This window comes from Mycobacterium sp. TH-M106 (assembly GCF_057473765.1).
Genome location: NZ_JBYCLE010000595.1, coordinates 1 through 16,303, shown reverse-complemented (window position 1 = coordinate 16,303; position 16,303 = coordinate 1). Strand labels below are relative to the sequence as shown.

The 16,303-nt window shown below is 66.6% G+C and carries 18 protein-coding genes; 8 read left to right on the top strand and 10 right to left on the bottom strand.

From position 1 onward, the window contains the following. The first annotated feature begins 287 nt into the window (after positions 1 to 287). Both AC2VOP_RS20245 and phoU read left to right on the top strand, forming a co-directional pair. Positions 288 to 2,330, top strand: a complete 2,043-nt coding sequence (locus AC2VOP_RS20245) for an LCP family protein (RefSeq protein ID WP_486962627.1) — start codon at positions 288 to 290, stop codon at positions 2,328 to 2,330. A gap of 93 nt (positions 2,331 to 2,423) precedes the next feature. Then, positions 2,424 to 3,092 carry a phosphate signaling complex protein PhoU gene (phoU, locus tag AC2VOP_RS20240; RefSeq protein WP_486962626.1) on the top strand — a complete coding sequence of 223 codons (669 nt, stop codon included), beginning with the start codon at positions 2,424 to 2,426 and terminating at the stop codon, positions 3,090 to 3,092. Between the two features lie 9 nt (positions 3,093 to 3,101). Here phoU and pstB read toward each other — a convergent pair whose 3' ends face one another. The 8 genes from pstB to AC2VOP_RS20200 all read right to left on the bottom strand — a co-directional run bounded on the left by pstB (position 3,102) and on the right by AC2VOP_RS20200 (position 10,855). Further along, a complete protein-coding gene (gene pstB, locus AC2VOP_RS20235; RefSeq protein WP_486962625.1) occupies positions 3,102 to 3,878 on the bottom strand; it encodes a phosphate ABC transporter ATP-binding protein PstB in 777 nt (258 codons plus the stop codon). A gap of 13 nt (positions 3,879 to 3,891) precedes the next feature. Further along, positions 3,892 to 4,806 (bottom strand): phosphate ABC transporter permease PstA, encoded by a 915-nt coding sequence (gene pstA, locus AC2VOP_RS20230; protein WP_486962624.1) that lies wholly within the window; start codon positions 4,804 to 4,806, stop codon positions 3,892 to 3,894. Next, positions 4,803 to 5,777, bottom strand: coding sequence for a phosphate ABC transporter permease subunit PstC (pstC, locus tag AC2VOP_RS20225; protein ID WP_486962623.1), 975 nt, complete (start codon positions 5,775 to 5,777; stop codon positions 4,803 to 4,805). The genes pstA and pstC overlap by 4 nt, the downstream gene beginning before the upstream one ends. Before the next feature lie 6 nt (positions 5,778 to 5,783). Beyond that, positions 5,784 to 6,896: a phosphate ABC transporter substrate-binding protein PstS gene (pstS, locus tag AC2VOP_RS20220; RefSeq protein ID WP_486962622.1), complete on the bottom strand. Its 1,113-nt coding sequence runs from the start codon at positions 6,894 to 6,896 to the stop codon at positions 5,784 to 5,786. After that, positions 6,893 to 8,281, bottom strand: coding sequence for an IS607 family element RNA-guided endonuclease TnpB (tnpB, locus tag AC2VOP_RS20215; protein WP_486962621.1), 1,389 nt, complete (start codon positions 8,279 to 8,281; stop codon positions 6,893 to 6,895). Before tnpB ends, pstS begins: the two co-directional genes overlap by 4 nt. Continuing rightward, positions 8,281 to 8,868 (bottom strand): IS607 family transposase, encoded by a 588-nt coding sequence (locus AC2VOP_RS20210; RefSeq protein WP_486962620.1) that lies wholly within the window; start codon positions 8,866 to 8,868, stop codon positions 8,281 to 8,283. Before AC2VOP_RS20210 ends, tnpB begins: the two co-directional genes overlap by 1 nt. 206 nt (positions 8,869 to 9,074) lie before the next feature. Continuing rightward, positions 9,075 to 10,076, bottom strand: coding sequence for a mycothiol synthase (gene mshD, locus AC2VOP_RS20205; RefSeq protein ID WP_486962619.1), 1,002 nt, complete (start codon positions 10,074 to 10,076; stop codon positions 9,075 to 9,077). Continuing rightward, a complete protein-coding gene (locus tag AC2VOP_RS20200) occupies positions 10,073 to 10,855 on the bottom strand; it encodes a winged helix-turn-helix domain-containing protein (RefSeq protein ID WP_486962628.1) in 783 nt (260 codons plus the stop codon). The genes mshD and AC2VOP_RS20200 overlap by 4 nt, the downstream gene beginning before the upstream one ends. Positions 10,856 to 11,056: 201 nt before the next feature. On the opposite strand from AC2VOP_RS20200, the gene lmeA reads away from it, so the two are divergent. From lmeA to AC2VOP_RS20185, 3 genes are read left to right on the top strand one after another with little or no spacing between them, the layout of a single operon-like run. Beyond that, positions 11,057 to 11,860: a mannan chain length control protein LmeA gene (lmeA, locus tag AC2VOP_RS20195; RefSeq protein ID WP_486962618.1), complete on the top strand. Its 804-nt coding sequence runs from the start codon at positions 11,057 to 11,059 to the stop codon at positions 11,858 to 11,860. Between the two features lie 5 nt (positions 11,861 to 11,865). Beyond that, positions 11,866 to 12,057: a hypothetical protein gene (locus AC2VOP_RS20190; protein WP_486962629.1), complete on the top strand. Its 192-nt coding sequence runs from the start codon at positions 11,866 to 11,868 to the stop codon at positions 12,055 to 12,057. Then, positions 12,051 to 12,716 (top strand): heme-binding beta-barrel domain-containing protein, encoded by a 666-nt coding sequence (locus AC2VOP_RS20185; protein ID WP_486962617.1) that lies wholly within the window; start codon positions 12,051 to 12,053, stop codon positions 12,714 to 12,716. The genes AC2VOP_RS20190 and AC2VOP_RS20185 overlap by 7 nt, the downstream gene beginning before the upstream one ends. Before the next feature lie 18 nt (positions 12,717 to 12,734). Here the strand turns inward: AC2VOP_RS20185 and AC2VOP_RS20180 are convergent, their stop codons facing one another. After that, positions 12,735 to 13,640: an aminodeoxychorismate lyase gene (locus tag AC2VOP_RS20180; RefSeq protein WP_486962616.1), complete on the bottom strand. Its 906-nt coding sequence runs from the start codon at positions 13,638 to 13,640 to the stop codon at positions 12,735 to 12,737. A 35-nt stretch (positions 13,641 to 13,675) separates the two neighbouring features. On the opposite strand from AC2VOP_RS20180, the gene ygfZ reads away from it, so the two are divergent. From ygfZ to AC2VOP_RS20165, 3 genes are all read left to right on the top strand, one after another. Then, positions 13,676 to 14,782, top strand: coding sequence for a CAF17-like 4Fe-4S cluster assembly/insertion protein YgfZ (gene ygfZ, locus AC2VOP_RS20175; protein WP_486962615.1), 1,107 nt, complete (start codon positions 13,676 to 13,678; stop codon positions 14,780 to 14,782). After that, positions 14,779 to 15,615, top strand: a complete 837-nt coding sequence (locus AC2VOP_RS20170; protein WP_486962614.1) for an SDR family NAD(P)-dependent oxidoreductase — start codon at positions 14,779 to 14,781, stop codon at positions 15,613 to 15,615. The genes ygfZ and AC2VOP_RS20170 overlap by 4 nt, the downstream gene beginning before the upstream one ends. A gap of 141 nt (positions 15,616 to 15,756) precedes the next feature. Continuing rightward, entirely contained in the window at positions 15,757 to 15,966 is a 210-nt protein-coding gene (locus AC2VOP_RS20165; protein ID WP_486962613.1) for a DUF3073 domain-containing protein, read from the top strand. An 11-nt stretch (positions 15,967 to 15,977) separates the two neighbouring features. Here AC2VOP_RS20165 and AC2VOP_RS20160 read toward each other — a convergent pair. Next, positions 15,978 to 16,303 (bottom strand): AIR synthase-related protein (locus tag AC2VOP_RS20160; RefSeq protein WP_486962612.1); only part of this gene is annotated, 326 nt, incomplete at its 5' end.

Genomic DNA, 16,303 nt, shown 5'->3' with positions numbered 1-16,303 from the left:
GACATCATGCACTCCGGTGGCTGAATCGAGACGATCTCGACATCGCATATTCCAGGACGCCTCAGTACGATAAAGGTCTTGTTGAACTTGTCGGACCCAGCGGCGGCGGCAAACCCGCTCCGATGCCGCCAGGCGGGGCAGGCAAGCAGACTGGAAAACGCAGGTAGGCGCGGCGCGACCGCCCGCGGAAGGCGCTCCCTGGAAAAGGTGCGGCAGCCACCGCCGCTGCGCGGGCGTGCACATCCGCACGTCGGGCGTCGAGACTCGGAGGCACTGGGAGATGAGTCATGAGTGACGGCGACAACGCCACTCCTGGCCGCTGGTCCACACCTGGTTCCCACGGGGATCGGTGGCCGATGAGCCGGTCGTCGCACGGGGTCGCGGTCGCGCCGTGGGAACGCCCACACACCCGTTCCCGCCACTCAGGAACCGGCAACCACGCCGAGGGCGGACTTAGCGTCGCCGAGCTGGTCGCCAGAGTCCGCGGCGGCGACGTTCCCAACGGCGCCGGCCATCATCGCGCCGCTCCAGAATCCGAAAACCCCGCGGCCGAGCCGGAGCCGCGGCCATACGACGACATCGCCCGCGTGGCGTACACCTCCGAGCTGCCCGACCTCGATCGGATTCACCGCCTGCACACCGGCGTCGAGCAGACCGCCCGGCTGTCGACGCGTGTGCAGGCGCGGCCGATGCACGTCGACGGGTCGGCCGCAGTTGCCCCCACGACAGCGCCCAGGACGACCCCCACGACGGCCCCCAGGACGACGAAGCCTGCCCCCGCGCGACGCTCGATGCTGCTGGCCGGACGCACGGTGGCGGCGCTGCTGGCGGTCCTGGCCCTGGCGCTGACCGGCGGGGCCTGGCAGTGGAGCGCCTCGAAGAACAACCACCTCAGCCAGGTCAGCGCGCTGGACCCGCATTCGCACGACATCGTCGACCCAGGGGCCCAATACGGCGACGAGAACTTCCTGATCGTCGGCACTGACACCCGCGCCGGCGCGAACAGCAGCGTCGGCGCCGGCGATACCGAGGATGCCGGCGGTGCACGGTCGGACACGATCATGCTGGTCAACATCCCGGCCAGCCGCAAACGCGTGGTGGTGGTGTCGTTTCCGCGCGATCTGGCGGTCACGCCGCTGTATTGCCAATCCTGGAACCCCGACACCGGTGAGTACGGACCGCTCTACGACGAGGACACCGGGACATACGGGCCGAACATGAGATACACCGAGACGAAACTGAACTCGACGTACTCGTACGGCGGACCCAAGTGCCTGGTGAAAGAGATCCAAAAACTGTCCGGACTGTCCATCAACCGGTTCATGGCCGTCGACTTCGTCGGCTTCGCCAACATGGTCGACGCGCTCGGCGGCGTGGAAGTGTGCACCCCGACTCCGCTGTACGACTACGAGTTGGGCACCGTGCTCGACCGTCCGGGACACCAGGTGATCAACGGGGCGACCGCGTTGAACTACGTGCGCGCCCGCAGCGTCAGCACCGAGTTCAATGGCGACTACGGCCGGATCAAACGTCAGCAACTGTTCTTGTCGTCACTGCTGCGCTCGCTGATCTCCACGGACACGTTCCTTTCGCCGCTGAAGCTCAACAATGTCGTCAACATGTTCATCAGCGACAGCCACGTCGACAACATCAGGACCAAGGATCTGGTCATGCTCGGTCAGTCGTTGCGGGGTGTCTCCGCCGGCCATATCACGTTCGTGACCGTGCCGACCGGTGAAACCGACGAGAACGGCGACGAGCCGCCCCGCATGGCCGACATGCGGGCGCTGTTCGACGCCATCATCGACGACGATCCGCTGCCCGGTGAGGACGGCCGCGTCGCCAACCCGACCCCGACCAGCGCAGCCAACCCCACCAACCCGCCCCGCCCGTCCACTGAGAGCCGCAACGAACAGGTGCGGGCCGTGACGACCACACCGGACGACGTCACCGTGCGGGTTTCGAACGCCACCGCCCAGTCGGGACTGGCGGCCAGCGTCTCCGACGAGTTGGAACGAACGGGCTTCAACGTCATGACACCCGACGACTACCCGGATTCGCTGGAGTCGACCACGGTGTTGTTCTCTCCGGGCAACGAGCAGGCAGCCGCCACCGTCGCGTCGGCACTCGCTAGCCCGCCGATCCAGCGTGTGGCCGGAATGGGCGAGGTGGTACGGGTGGTTCTCGGCCCGGATTTCCATTCGGTCGGCACGCCCGCACCGAGCGGCTCGTCGGTCAGTGTGCATCTGACCCACGGCGCCAGCAGTACACCGGCCAAGCTGCCCGACGACCTGACCGTGACCAACGCGGGCGACACCAGCTGCGAGTAGCGGCGAATCGGGATTGCCACCCGGTCCTTCGGCGCGAATCACCAGCCCCTCGCTTGCCAGCCCGGTACCGGCGCCGAGGTTAGTCTGGAAGGCATGCGCAGCGCCTACCAGGAACAACTTGCCGGCTTGACTGAGGGGCTCGGCGAGATGTGCGGCCTAGCCGGCGTCGCGATGGAGCGCGCCACCCAGGCCCTGTTGCAGGCCGATCTGGTGCTGGCCGAGCAGGTGATCAGCGACCACCAGCAGATCGCCACGATGAGCGCTCGCGCCGAAGAGAGCGCCTTCGCGCTGCTGGCGTTGCAGGCGCCGGTCGCCGGGGACCTGCGGGCCATCATCAGCGCCATCCAGATGGTCGCCGACATCGACCGGATGGGTGCACTGGCCCTGCACGTCGCCAAGATCGCCCGTCGGCGCCATCCACAGCATGCCCTGCCCGAAGAGGTCAACGGATATTTTGCCGAGATGGGCAGGGTTGCAGTGGAATTAGGTAACAGTGCCCAGGAGGTGCTGCTGTCGAGTGATCCAGACAAGGCCGCAAGGATCCGTGAGGAAGACGACGCCATGGACGACCTACACCGGCACCTGTTCTCGGTGCTGATGGATCGGGAATGGCGGCACGGAGTAGCCGCAGCGGTCGATGTGACGCTGCTGGGCAGGTTCTACGAGCGTTTCGCCGACCACGCCGTAGAGGTTGCCCGCCGGGTTATCTTCCTGACCACCGGCACGTTCCCCGACGAGGGCACCCTTCCCTCGCCGAAGTAGCTGGCGCGGTCAGCCAAACCGGCCGGAGATATAGTCCTCGGTGGCCTTGCGGCTCGGGTTGGAGAAGATTTTCTTGGTGTCATCGATCTCCACCAGCCGGCCCGGCTTTCCGATGCCCTCCATGTTGAAAAACGCCGTCTGGTCGCTCACCCGGGCGGCCTGCTGCATGTTGTGCGTGACGATGACGATGGTGTAGTCCTGCTTGAGTTGTGCGATCAGTTCTTCGATCGCCATCGTCGAGATGGGGTCCAGCGCCGAGCACGGCTCGTCCATCAGCACCACGTCGGGTTGCACCGCGATCGCCCGTGCGATGCACAACCTTTGTTGCTGCCCGCCGGAGAGGCCGCCGCCCGGCTCGCCGAGCCGGTCCTTGACCTCATTCCACAGGTTGGCGCCGCGCAGCGAGTATTCGGCGACCTCGTCGAGCACCCGGCGGTTGCGGACTCCCTGCAATTTCAACCCGGCCACCACGTTGTCGCGAATCGACATGGTGGGGAACGGATTCGGGCGTTCGAATACCATGCCGACCGCCTTACGCACCCCTACCGGGTCGATGCTGGGACTGTAGATGTTCTCACCGTCGAGCAGTACCGAGCCCTCAACCCGGGCACCCGGAATGACTTCGTGCATCCGGTTCAGCGTGCGCAGCACCGTCGACTTGCCGCAGCCCGACGGCCCGATGAACGCGGTGACGCTGCGCGGCGCAACCGCCAGCGACACGTTGGCGACCACGTGGAACGACCCGTAGTAGATGTTGACGTCGGCAAGGTCGAGCCGCTTGGCCATCGGCGAACCTCCTCTAGGACTTCCCGGCCGCGACGATCCGCGCGCCCAGCCGAGCCCCGACGTTGAGCAGCGCGATCAGCAGAATCAGCGTCAATGCAGCGCCCCAGAGGCGCTCAGTGGGCACCGCACTGGTGCCCGCACCCGCCGATGTCTGGTCGTACATCATCCCGGGCAACGACCCCATGAAGCCGTGAAACATGTCGAAGTTCATGGCCTGCGAGTAGCCGACCAGGACCAGCAGCGGAGCCGTCTCGCCCATCACCCGCGCCAGCGCCAACATGATTCCGGTGATGATCCCGGGCAACGCCGTCGGAATCACGATCCTGGTGATGGTTTTCCATTTCGGCACGCCGAGTGCGTAGCTCGCTTCACGCAGGTCCATCGGAACGATCCGGAACATCTCCTCGGTCGCCCGCTCAATCACTGGGATCATCAGCAGCACCAGCGACAGCGACACCGCGAAACCCGAGCGGTGGAAACCCAGTGTCCCCACCCACATTGCGTAGATGAACAACGCCGCCACGATCGACGGGACCCCGGTGAGGATGTCCACCATGAAGCTGGCGAATTTGGGAAGCCGAGTCCCGGCACCGTACTCGATCAGGTAGATCGCCACGAAAACACCGATCGGGATCGAGATCGCGGCGCACACCACGGCCTGCAGCACCGTGCCGACGATCGCGTGGTAGGCGCCGCCGCCGGCCACGAACGCGGTCATCCCGGCTTGCGAATGCGTCCACCACGTGCTGGAGCGAACCACGCCGAACCCGTGCACCGTCACCGTGTACAGCACCCAAGCCAACGGCACCAACGCAATCGCCATCGACAGCGTCGCCAGCACGGTCGCGGTGTTGTCCGCGGCGCGGCGGCGCAGGTTGACACCTGACAACGTCCGCGCCTTGAGCGGGCGGTCTAGCAGTGACGTCATCGGTTGCCCCGTCCGGCGCTGCCCACCTTCCCGCGGATGGCGGTTCGGGCCAGCGCGTTGACCACCAGGGTCAGCACGAACAGCACCAGCCCGGCGGCGATATAGGCTCCGGCCTTGTACTGGTCATTGAACTCCGACGCGGTGGCCGCGATCTTGGTGGCGAAAGTCGATCCGCCGTCGAACAACGACCAGCCGAATGCCTTTTGGGTAGCGCGCAGGATGATCAGCAGCGCCACCGTCTCGCCGAGCGCGCGCCCCAGACCCAGTATCGCGGCGCTGACATATCCAGATCGCCCGAACGGCAGCACCGCCATTGTGACCACCTCCCACCGAGTGGCACCCAGCGCCAGCGCCGCTTCGACCTCGCCGTGCGGGGTTTGCGCCAGCACTTCGCGGGTGACCGCGGTGATGATCGGCAGGATCATCACCGCCAGCACGATCCCACCGGTGAAGACGGTACCGCCACCACCCACCGACACGTTGCCGGTGGCAAACAGGAAAAACCACCCCAGATGTCCGTTCAGCCAGGTCGCAATCGGCTGCAGCTGCGGTGCCAGCACATACAGCCCCCAGGCGCCATAGATGATCGACGGCACTCCGGCGAGCAGATCGACCATCAAAGCCAGCGGCCGGACGACTCCCCGCGGCGCGTATGCGGTCAGATAGACCGCAACGCCCAGTGACACCGGCATGGCTAGGATGAGCGCGAACAGGGACACGAACACCGTCACCCGCAGCATCTCCGAGATACCGAAGTGCATCGCCGAGGTGTCGGTGGTGACCCAGTTGCCGCCGAAGGAGAAGAAGTTCTCTCGGTTGCGCCGTAGCGCCGGTATCGCACGCAACAGCAGGAACGCACCGATTGCCGCATTCAAGACGACGATCAGTAACCCGGAACTTTGCGCCAGCACCCGGAATATCCGATCCCCGATCTGGTTTCCGGCCTTCCGCGGTCGGTCTGCAGCCGTCACCGAGGCCTACCCGATCGCATCGATCGCGCCAATCAGGCGCTGCTTGAACCTGTCCGGCAACGCAACGTATCCGGCCGCCGACAGGTTGTCTTGGCCATAGTCGACGGCCACAGTCAGAAACGACCTGACGGCTGCCGAGGTACCTGAGTCGTAACCCTTCGAGCAGACGATCTCGTAGGTCACCAACACCAGCGGGTATGCTCCGGCCGCCTCGGTGGCGTAGAGCGAGTTCAGATCCAGCCGAAGATCGTTGCCGTCCCCGGCGGCAAACCTGGTGTGTTCGATCGCGGTACGGGCCGCGCCGTCGGTCACCGGGACCGCGCCGCTGCCCGAGTCGATCTGCGCGAACCGCATAGCCGCTTGATCGACGAAGCCCTTCTCGACGTATCCGATTGCCCCCGGTGTGGTCCGCACCGCCTGGACCACCCCGGCTGACTTCTGCGCACCCTCGCCGACACCTCCCTGGAACTCACTGCCCGCGCCCCTGGTCCAGCTCTGTGGAGCGGTGGCGATCAGGTATTGCTGAAAGTTGTCCGTAGTGCCTGAGGAATCCGACCGGTAGATCGGCGTGATCTTCGCGTCGGGCAGTGCCGCATGGGGATTGAGCGTGGTGATCGCCGGATCGTTCCAGGTGGTGATGGCACCGCTGAAGATCCTGGCCAGCACGTCACCGTTGAGCACCAGGGTGTCTACGCCGTCGAGGTGGTAGGTCAACACGACCGGCCCGAAGACCAGGGGCAGATGCCACGCCGGGTTACCGTCGCATCGCTTGGCCGACGCCGCGACCTGCTCGGCACTCAACGGCGAGTCCGATCCGGCGAAGTCGACGTGCCCGGCGATGAACTGCTCGCGTCCGGCACCCGATCCGGTGGGGTTGTACGACAGGTTCTTGCCCGGGCACAGCTTTCCCCAGGTATGGTTGAACAACGCGATCGCGTTCTGCTGCGACGTCGAGCCCTCGGCTGTCAGGTCGTCCTTGCCTGAGCAATCGACCGACCCCGGCGCGGCTGCCGGGACCCCGCCGGTGTTGTCGTCACTGCCGCACGCGGTCGGCGCAACGACGGCCACAACGAACAAGGCAAACAACGCCGTTGCAAGTGAGTGATCTTTAGTGATCATGCGACTTGCACCCCGTCTCGGGGTTGTTCGGCAGCCGTGCGGCTGCCTCCCTTCCGCGCTTCACGGCCACCTGCCCGGCTCGGCCGGGTCTTACGGTCGGCTCCACGCTTGACGGCGGCCCCAACTGGGCCGACGACGCTATTGGTGTCCTCGTAGCGTGCGAGGTTGATCGCGGCGCAGTCGTCGCGTTGGTGGACTGCCCCGCAACCACCGTCAGTGGGGTCACAGGCCCACTTTTCGTCCCATCCGATGTCTTGCACATGCCCGCAAAGGTGGCACATTTTCGACGATGGGAACCACCGGTCGGCGACCACCAGTTGCGACCCGTACCAGCCTGTCTTGTAGGACAGGTGCCGACGCGATGCGCCCAACGCGGCATCGGACAGCCCGCGCCGGCAGGCGCGAGCCCCCGGCAACCCTTTTTGTCGCAGCATCCCTGCCGCGTCCAATCCCTCGACAACGATGCGGCCGTGGGTTTTGGCCAATCGTGTGGTCAGGACGTGCAGGTGGTGGGTGCGGACATCGTTGACCCGGCGATGCTGCCGAGACATCTCGGTGGTGCGCTCACGGTAGCGCCGTGAGCCTTTCACGCAGCGCGACCGGGCACGGGAAACGTGCCGAAGCTCCCGCAACGCAGAATCAAGCGGGCGCGGATTCGGCACTCGCTCAATGATATTCCCGGCGGCGTCGGCGACGGTGGCCAGCCGACGCACCCCCACGTCGACACCGACCCGCGACCCAGGAAGTGCCACGCGAGGTTGTTGGGGGCGACGCACCAGCACCCGCACACTCGCGTCCAGCCGAGTACCGTTGCGACGCACACTGATGCCCAGCACCCGCGCCCGGCCTTTGGAGATCAACCGCTCGATACGGGTGTTCTCATACATGCGAACACGGCCGATCACCGGCAACGTGAGGTGCCGGCGGTCGGGTTCCACCCGCATCGCACCGGTGGTGAAGCACACCCGGTCAGCGTCGCGGCCCTTCTTCTTCAACCGCGGGAAACCCACTCGCCTACCGACACGTGTGCCGGCGCGGCTCTGCTGCCAGTTCCAGTAGGCGTCCACCGCGCCGGCGATGCCATCGGCGTAGGCCTCCTTCGAGCACTCACTCCACCACACCTGCCCGGTCTCGGCGTTGACACACACCTGGTCTTTGACGCTGTTCCAGCGTTTGCGCAGCACCGGCAGCGACGGCTTGGCCGTCTCCGCCCCGGCGGCATGCCACGCCGCGATGTCGGCTTTCAGGGTGGCCACAGTCCAGTTGTAAGCCTTGCGCCGCGCCCCGAAATGCCGCGCCAATGCGCGGGCCTGCTCCTCGGTCGGGTCCAGCGTGAACCGGAACACCTGCACACACCACCCGTCGGGAACCTCGAAACGCGCCATCACGCAGCCTCGTGTTGCCCGATGCCGGCCGCCGCAGCGATGGCACGCTGAGCACGGTTGGCCGCAGCGCGTTTGCCATACAACCGCGCACACATCGAGGTCAAAATCTCGGTCATATCGCGCACCAGGTCGTCATCGACCTCGGCTGAATCCACCACGACCAGCTCACGGCCCTGAGCGGCCAGCACGGCCTCGACGTACTCAGAGCCGAACCGGCAAAACCGGTCCCGGTGCTCCACCACGATCCGCGTCACCGCCGGGTCATGCAGCAGCGCAAGGAACTTGCGGCGGTGCCCGTTCAACGCTGACCCGACTTCGGCAACGACCTTGCCGACAGGGATCTGCGCAGCCGTCGCCCACCAGGTCACACGCGCTACCTGCCGATCCAGATCCGATTTCTGATCAGCCGACGACACCCGCGCACACACCGCCGTCCGCCCTCGCCGGGCCCGCGCCCCGACGGGCTCGTCGACAAGAATCAGTCGCCCAACCTTGCGGGCCGGCACCGGCAACAGCCCGCCACGAAACCACCGATACGCCATCACCCGCGCCACACCATTACGCTCACCCCACGCCGCCAGATTCATGCTTCTGTTCCTACAGCACACCACCGACAACTAACGACCACCCACGCCGCAACAGCTGGCAGCCCTACCGACGGTGTTGAGCTTCACCTGTTCTCGCTTTCCGACTTTGCTATCACCCGGCGGTGGTAGAGCGCCACGGGGCGCATGAACGCACGGTGAACACGTCAGACCCAGCGATGGTAGCGCGACGCGGCGCCGACCCCGCATCAACTAGTGTGTCGAGCTGGGTCGACACCGTACGCGGTGTCGACGCTGTGCACGGTAAAGCCCAACCGCTGATAGGTACGCACCGCGGCGGCATTATCCGCCTCGACGTAGAGCAGCACGGTGGGCTGCACGCCGGCAGGCACGGGGGCAGCTTCAGAACCGGCTAGGCGCCGCGCCAGCGCGGCGACTCCGACCGACGTCAACGCACGGCCCAGGCCACGGCCCTGCGCAGCCGGGTCGACGCAGACGATGTAGACCTCGCCCAGCCCCGGCTGGTCCAGATGGACCTTGGTCCAGTGAAAACCCAACAGCGTCTCGACACCTGCCGGGGAGACCGGGGAGGCAGGGGAGGCAGGAGAGGCCGGGGAGGCAGGGCAGACCCGGTACGCCAGGAACAAGCCCTGCGGATCGAACCACGGCTCACGTCGACGCTCAGCCAGATCGGCAGCCGTCCAACCGCCCTGCTCGGGATGCCAGGCGAAGGCGGCATTGTTGACCCGCAACAACTCGGCGTCGTCGCCGGTGCCGGCATAGGTGCGGATCCGCACCCCGTCGGGGATCGACGGTTCGGGCACGTTGCGCAGCGAACGTCGCATCTGCAGCAATTCGCGAACCGAGACCAGACCCAGAGCCGCGGCGGTCGCACGGGCCGCTTCCTGCGTGCCGTGCGCCCAGAACCGGCTGTGATCGCTGGTCTCCGCCAGCGCAGCACGCGCCATCGCGGCACCGATGCCACGACGGCGCGCCCGTGGGTGTACCACCAGCTCGGCCACCGGCGGTGCGCTGTCGTCCGGTGGGGTCAGGCTGAGGTAGCCGGCAAGCCCGGTGAGCACAGTGGCGTCGGTGACGAGCAGGTGCATGGCGCGCCGACCGGTGAGCTGGGACAGCACCTGCTCGCCGACCGGGGCAATGCCGTCGAATTCACGTGCGGCCGCGACCAATTCACGCACCCGCTGCTGTTCACCATCGCAGAGCTCGGTGCGCCAGTTGGGCAAAGTCACTGACTGGCCAGCGGATCGGCCAGCGGGTCAGCTGAGCTTTCAGAATCCGCCGGCACATCATCGGCTCCGTTGTCAAAATCGTCCAGGTCCGCGTCGGGCGGAGCGGGTCGATGCCGCCCCGGCCGTACCGCCTTGTACCCGACGTTTCGGACCGTGCCGATCATGGATTCGTACTCCGGCCCGAGCTTGGCGCGCAGCCGTCGTATGTGCACGTCGACCGTGCGGGTGCCACCGAAATAGTCGTATCCCCAGACCTCCTGCAGCAGCTGCGCCCGGGTGAACACCCGGTCGACGTGCTGTGCGAGGTATTTCAGCAGTTCGAACTCCTTGTAGGTCAAACCCAGTGGGCGGCCACGCAGCCGGGCGGTGTAGGTACCCTCATCGATTAACAGCTCGCCGATGGTGATCTGGCCCGCATCCTCGGCGGTCGGTCCGCCCCGACGTCCGGTCAGCAACCGCAGCCGCGCGTCGACTTCGGCGGGCCCGGTACCGGGCAGCACGATGTCGTCAAGCCCCCACTCCGCGTTGACCGCGACCAAACCGCCCTCGGTCACCACCGCCATCACCGGCGCCGAACTGGCGGTGGCGCTCAACAAACGGCACAGTCCACGCGCGGCGACCAGATCCGTGCGCGCATCGACGATCGCAACCTCGGCGGACCCAGCCTCCAACAGCGAGGAGACCTCCATCGGCGCGGGCCGCACGGTGTGGGCCAGCAACGACAGCGACGGCAGCACCGACTCGGGGTGCGAGTCGGCGGTCAACAGCAGCAGCTCCAACACGGCCCTCCGATGTCGTGGGTAAAGACTCTCCTGGTCTGGCCTGGTCTGGCTGGTCTGGTCTGGTCTTGCTTGGGCCTGATCCCAGGCTTACGAGTATCTGCCGATGCCCACCTGAATCTGACGGACAACCAAAGAATAGCGTGCGACCTGCCCTTTCGGCATGCAGCCAGACGACCTGCAGGTGCAGTAGTCCAGAATGTGCGGGTGCGCAGAACACTGATCGGCACAGCCGCCGTGCTGGCGGTCCTCCTCATCGCTGCCGTCGGAATCGATTTCGGGGCCTGTGTCTACGCAGAGTACCGACTGTCTCGCACGGTACGCCACGCTGCCGACCTGGGGTCGGACCCATTTGTCGCCATCCTGGGATTCCCGTTCATCCCGCAGGCGGTGCGGGACCACTACGACGAGCTGGAGATCAAGGCCGGCGCGGTCGACCAGTCTCTGGTTGGCAAGGCCACACTGGAAACCACGATGCACTCCATCGGCCTGACCGATGCGTCCTGGCTGGTCAGGCCGGATGCGAAGATTCCGGTCGGCAAGCTGGAGAGCCGTATCATCATCGATTGCGTACACTTAGGCCGCTATCTGGGCATCCCTGATCTGATGGTGGAGGCACCGCCCGCCGAAACCAACGACGCCACCGGCGGCACCACCGAATCCGGCATCTCGGGCAGTCGCGGCTTGGTGTTCACCGGCACACCCAGATCGGCGAGATTCCACAAACGGGTTAGCGTCTCGGTAGACCTGTCCATCGCCGGAGCCGACCACACCACGCTGGTGTTCACCCCTACCGGCGTTCTTACCGGGCCGGGCACCGCCGACCAGCAGGTTCCCGACGACCGGCGGGGCGCGGTGCTGGCGGCGTTCGCCGGCAGCCTGCCGCGGCAAAAGCTACCGTTCGGGGTGATCCCGACCAGCCAAGGTGCCCGCGGTTCGGATGTCATCATCGAAGGGATCACCGAGGCAGTGACGATCACCCTCGACGAGTTCAGGCAGTCATGACTGCAATGAGCAGCGCCACAGAATTTCCCTCTCGCGGCGCGGGAATCCACCAGGTCGACGTCACAATCGCCTCAACGGACTGCACTAGACTCATCGCCGTGGTGCTGTTCTTCGAGATCATGCTCGTGGCGGCGGTCGTGGCCATCACCTGGTTCGCGCTGTACACGCTGTATCGGCTAATCACCGACGAGTGGTGACCGGCGCAACCCCAGGTCCGGCCGGCACCGGTGATCATGCGGTGGCCGCGGCCGCGGAGCGGGCCAAGGTCACCGGGTCGCGCAACATCCCGGCCTTCGATGACCTCCCTATCCCCCCCGACACCGCGAACCTGCGCGAGGGAGCGAACCTCCACGATGCATTGCTGGCGTTGCTGCCGTTGGTCGGGGTGTGGCGTGGTACCGGCAATGGTCGCGGCGCGGACGGTGACTACCGGTTCGGCCAGCAGATCGTGGTATCGCACGACGGCGGTGACTACCTGAACTGGGAGGCGCGATCCTGGCGGTTGACCGATGCCGGTGAGTACCAGGAGCCGACGCTGCGCGAAACCGGCTTCTGGCGGTTCGTCTGTGATCCTGCCGACCCCGCTGATCCGGCGGAGTCGCAGGCCATCGAGTTGCTGCTGGCTCATTCAGCCGGCTACGTGGAGTTGTTCTACGGGCGCCCGCGCACCGCGACGTCGTGGGAACTGACCACCGATGCGCTGGCGCGCAGCAGATCCGGGGCGCTAGTCGGCGCCGCCAAGCGGCTCTACGGCATCGTCGAGGACGGCGATTTGGCCTATGTCGAGGAACGGGTGGACGCCGACGGCGGGCTGGTGCCGCATCTGTCAGCACGGCTGTCTCGCTTCGCCGGCTAGGCGGCCGCTAGGTCACCGCTAGGCCCGCTTTCCGTGTCTGCCAATGGCCGCACCAACCAGCCCGGCAACCTCTGCGTGCAGCCCACCCGGCGGAAGCACCCGGCCGTCGAGAGTGTGCACCCGAGCTGCCAACGTGATACTCGACATCAACCAAATATCCTGGGCAGCAAGGAGATCTGCCTGCCGCAGCGGGCGGTAATCGCAGTAGTAGCCTTTGGCCCGGGCCACCTCGAAGAGCGCCTGCTGGGTGGTCCCGTGCAGGATTCGGTGCGTCGGCGGCGGGGTGAGCAGGCACCGGTTTCCCGGGATACCGGGATCGCCAGGGTCGAGCGCGATCACCACCGTCGAGCGCGGGCCCTCCAGGATGTAGCCGTCGGAGCTGACGAAGATAACGTCGTCGGCGCCCTGCCGGGCGGCGTGCCGCAGGGCGGCCATGTTGACCGCATATGACAGGGTCTTCGCCCCGGTCAGCAGCCAGGGCATGGTATCGGCTCCAGTGGCCGGCAGGCCGCGGTTCAGGGTCACCACCGCTACCCCGTCGCTGCGCGCCGCGGCGACGCGATCCGGGACCGGCGTGATCATCGCGTATCCGGTCGGCCCCGAGCCGCTTTCCCTTCCGCGGCTGTAGACCAACCGCAGCGCCCCCTCGACCGTGGCGCCAGACGTCCACCGCTGCACCGCCAGATCGACCGCACAACGCCACGCAGACAGATCAGGTGCGGGCAGGTCCATCAGCTCGGCGGAGTGGGACAGCCGCAGTAGATGCGCATCGAGCAGGCATGCCGCGCCGTCGCGGACCAAAAGGGTCTCGAAGACTCCGTCACCGCGAAGCACAGCGAGATCGTCGGCGTGCAGCAGCGGGGTTGTGGGCGCAACCAGCTCGCCGTCGAGCGTGACGATGGTCACGCCGTTCTCAGCGATCATGGCCCCTGAGCGTAATGGCTCCGTAGAGTTGACCTGTGCCTGCTGTCCCCGCTCCAGATCCCGGCCCCGACGCGGGCGCCAGCTGGCATTACGGCGATCCGTTCGGCGAGCAACGCGCCGCGGAAACCGACGCGGTGCTGGTGGATCGCTCACACCGGGCGGTGCTCGTCTTGACCGGGCCCGACCGGAAGACGTGGCTGCACAGCATCTGCACTCAGCACGTCAGCGAACTCGCCGAAGGTGCCAGCACAGAGAACCTGACCCTGGACGCTAAGGGTCATATCCAAAACCACTGGCTGCAAACCGAGTTGGCCGGTACCACATACGTCGACACGGAACCCGCGCGAGGCGGGCCGCTTTTGGACCATCTCCACAAGATGGTGTTTTGGGCGGACGTGAAGATAGACGTCGCCGACTTGGCGGTGCTGTCGCTGCTCGGGCCGCGGCTGGGCGATCCGCCGGTGCTCGACGTGCTGGGGTTAGAAGCTCTGCCCGGACCGGCAACGGCACTGCCGATCCCGGCATCCGATGCCGGGTTTGTACGCCGGACACCCGGAGAACGCGACGGCCAGATCGAGCTGGACCTGCTGGTGCCACGCGCCGCGGCAGCCGACTGGCGGCGACGGCTGGCGCAGGCCCGGGTGCGGCCGGCCGGGGTGTGGGCCTATGAGGCCAACCGGGTCGTGGCCCGACGTCCGAGGTTGGGCGTGGATACCGATGATCGCAGCATCCCGCACGAGATGAACTGGATCGGCGGCCCCGGGATCGGAGCGGTACACCTGAACAAGGGCTGCTACAGCGGGCAGGAGACCGTCGCCCGGGTGGCGAACCTGGGTAAGCCGCCACGGATGCTGGTGCTGCTGCATCTGGACGGTTCGGTGGACCGCCCGTCGCCCGGTGACCCGATCGTGTCCGATCGCCGCCCGGTGGGCCGGCTCGGAACCGTCGTCGATCACATGGAGTTGGGCCCGATCGCACTGGCGTTGCTCAAACGTGGGCTACCGGCCGACACCTCCTTGGTCACGGGGGCCGAGGGTGCTGTCGCCGCGGTGATTGACCCCGATTCGATGCCGCCGCCCGACGCGGTCCCTCCGGGCCGGGCCGCCGTGAACCGGTTACGCGGCGTAGCCCGTCGGACATGAAGCCTCCCAACCAGAACGCGGTGCAGCCGAACGAGCGATGCTGGTTAGCGGGTCGGCACGCGATCGTCACCGGCGGCTCGAGCGGCATCGGGCTGGCCTGCGCGTCGGCGCTGACAGCAGAAGGCGCTCGGGTTTCGCTCATCGCACGCCGCCAGGGCGGTCTGGAGGAGGCGGCTCGGATGCTGCCGGGTGCGGCGACTGCGTCCGCCGACGTCGCCGACGCTGCGGCGCTCGCGGCCGCGATCGCGCGGCTGGAATCCCGGCAGGGGCCCTGTGACATCCTGGTGACCTCGGCGGGACAGGCGCGGCCCGGCAGATTTTCAGAACTCGATGACGATGTCTTCCGCACCATGATCGAGGTCGACTACTTCGGCACCCTGCACGCCATCCGAACTGTCGTTCCCGGCATGGTCGCTCGCCGCAGCGGTGCGATCGTCGCCGTCTCGTCGGCTGCCGCGCTGCTGGGGATCTACGGCTACACCGCTTACGCGCCGGCCAAGTTCGCGGTCCGGGGGTTGATGGAGGCACTGCGCGGGGAGTTGCGGCCGCACGGGGTCTACGTAGGCTGTGTGTTCCCATCGGACGTGGACACACCGCAGTTGGCGGAGGAGACACGTTACAAGCCCGAGGAGACGGCGGCCATCAGCGGCACCGTCACACCGATCTCCGCGGCGCAAGTGGCAAGGGCCGTCATTCGCGGCATCAATCGGCGGCGGTTCGCAATTTATCCAGACGCTCGGATAGCGCTGCTCGGCCGGGTCGCGTCCCTCGCTGCACCGGCGTTGACTCGACTGATGGACCACAAGATCGACAAGATCGCCCGGATTGGGTGATGACGCTGCCCGCCGGGTGAGCCGGGCAGGTCAACAACTACCGGACAAGGCACGGTAAACTGTCGCCAGGATAATAACGACACACAGATCGGAGCCGCCTGCACGTTGGGCCGCTCCGTTATTGCGCGAGGGGGTTCCCCCATGGGCCGCGGCCGGGCTAAGGCGAAGCAGACCAAGGTTGCTCGAGAACTGAAGTACAGCTCCCCGCGGACTGACTTCGAGCGACTTCAGCGCGAGCTTTCCGGGTCTGAAATCAGCGAAGCCAGTGATCCTAACCCACTCGACGGCAGGGATCCACAGGACCGGTTCTCTGACGACTTTTGGCCCCGCGACGACGACCGGCGTCGCTGAGCTCTCAGCCGTCAAAACCTCGGGTGCTGCCCGACGAGCTTCGCGCGGACTCCGTGCTTGCCGTCCTTCCCGGCCTTCCCGGCCTTCCCGGCCTTCGCGGCTTTCTCGGCCTTCTCGGCCTTGGTTACCGTTCCGAGCGGCCAGCAGTTCAGGTGTCGGGCGGTCAGGATGGCCAACGCCCGGTCGGTGTCCTCCGGTGCGACGATGGCGATCATGCCGACGCCCAGATTGAACGTTTTTTCCATCTCGGCCCGGCTCACCCGGCCACGCTGTCCGATCATCGCGAACACCGGCGCGGGCGTCCACGTACCGCGGTCCACCTCGGCCACCAGCCCGG

Bases quoted from the DNA above. Each gene is read 5' to 3' on its own strand.
- pstA (WP_486962624.1), bottom strand. From the start codon at position 4,806: ATGACGTCACTGCTAGACCGCCCGCTCAAGGCGCGGACGTTGTCAGGT.
- pstB (WP_486962625.1), bottom strand. From the start codon at position 3,878: ATGGCCAAGCGGCTCGACCTTGCCGACGTCAACATCTACTACGGGTCG.
- AC2VOP_RS20170 (WP_486962614.1), top strand. From the start codon at position 14,779: ATGAAGCCTCCCAACCAGAACGCGGTGCAGCCGAACGAGCGATGCTGG.
- AC2VOP_RS20210 (WP_486962620.1), bottom strand. From the start codon at position 8,868: ATGAATCTGGCGGCGTGGGGTGAGCGTAATGGTGTGGCGCGGGTGATG.
- AC2VOP_RS20180 (WP_486962616.1), bottom strand. From the start codon at position 13,640: ATGATCGCTGAGAACGGCGTGACCATCGTCACGCTCGACGGCGAGCTG.
- pstS (WP_486962622.1), bottom strand. From the start codon at position 6,896: ATGATCACTAAAGATCACTCACTTGCAACGGCGTTGTTTGCCTTGTTC.
- AC2VOP_RS20165 (WP_486962613.1), top strand. From the start codon at position 15,757: ATGGGCCGCGGCCGGGCTAAGGCGAAGCAGACCAAGGTTGCTCGAGAA.
- tnpB (WP_486962621.1), bottom strand. From the start codon at position 8,281: ATGGCGCGTTTCGAGGTTCCCGACGGGTGGTGTGTGCAGGTGTTCCGG.
- AC2VOP_RS20245 (WP_486962627.1), top strand. From the start codon at position 288: ATGAGTGACGGCGACAACGCCACTCCTGGCCGCTGGTCCACACCTGGT.
- AC2VOP_RS20190 (WP_486962629.1), top strand. From the start codon at position 11,866: ATGAGCAGCGCCACAGAATTTCCCTCTCGCGGCGCGGGAATCCACCAG.
- phoU (WP_486962626.1), top strand. From the start codon at position 2,424: ATGCGCAGCGCCTACCAGGAACAACTTGCCGGCTTGACTGAGGGGCTC.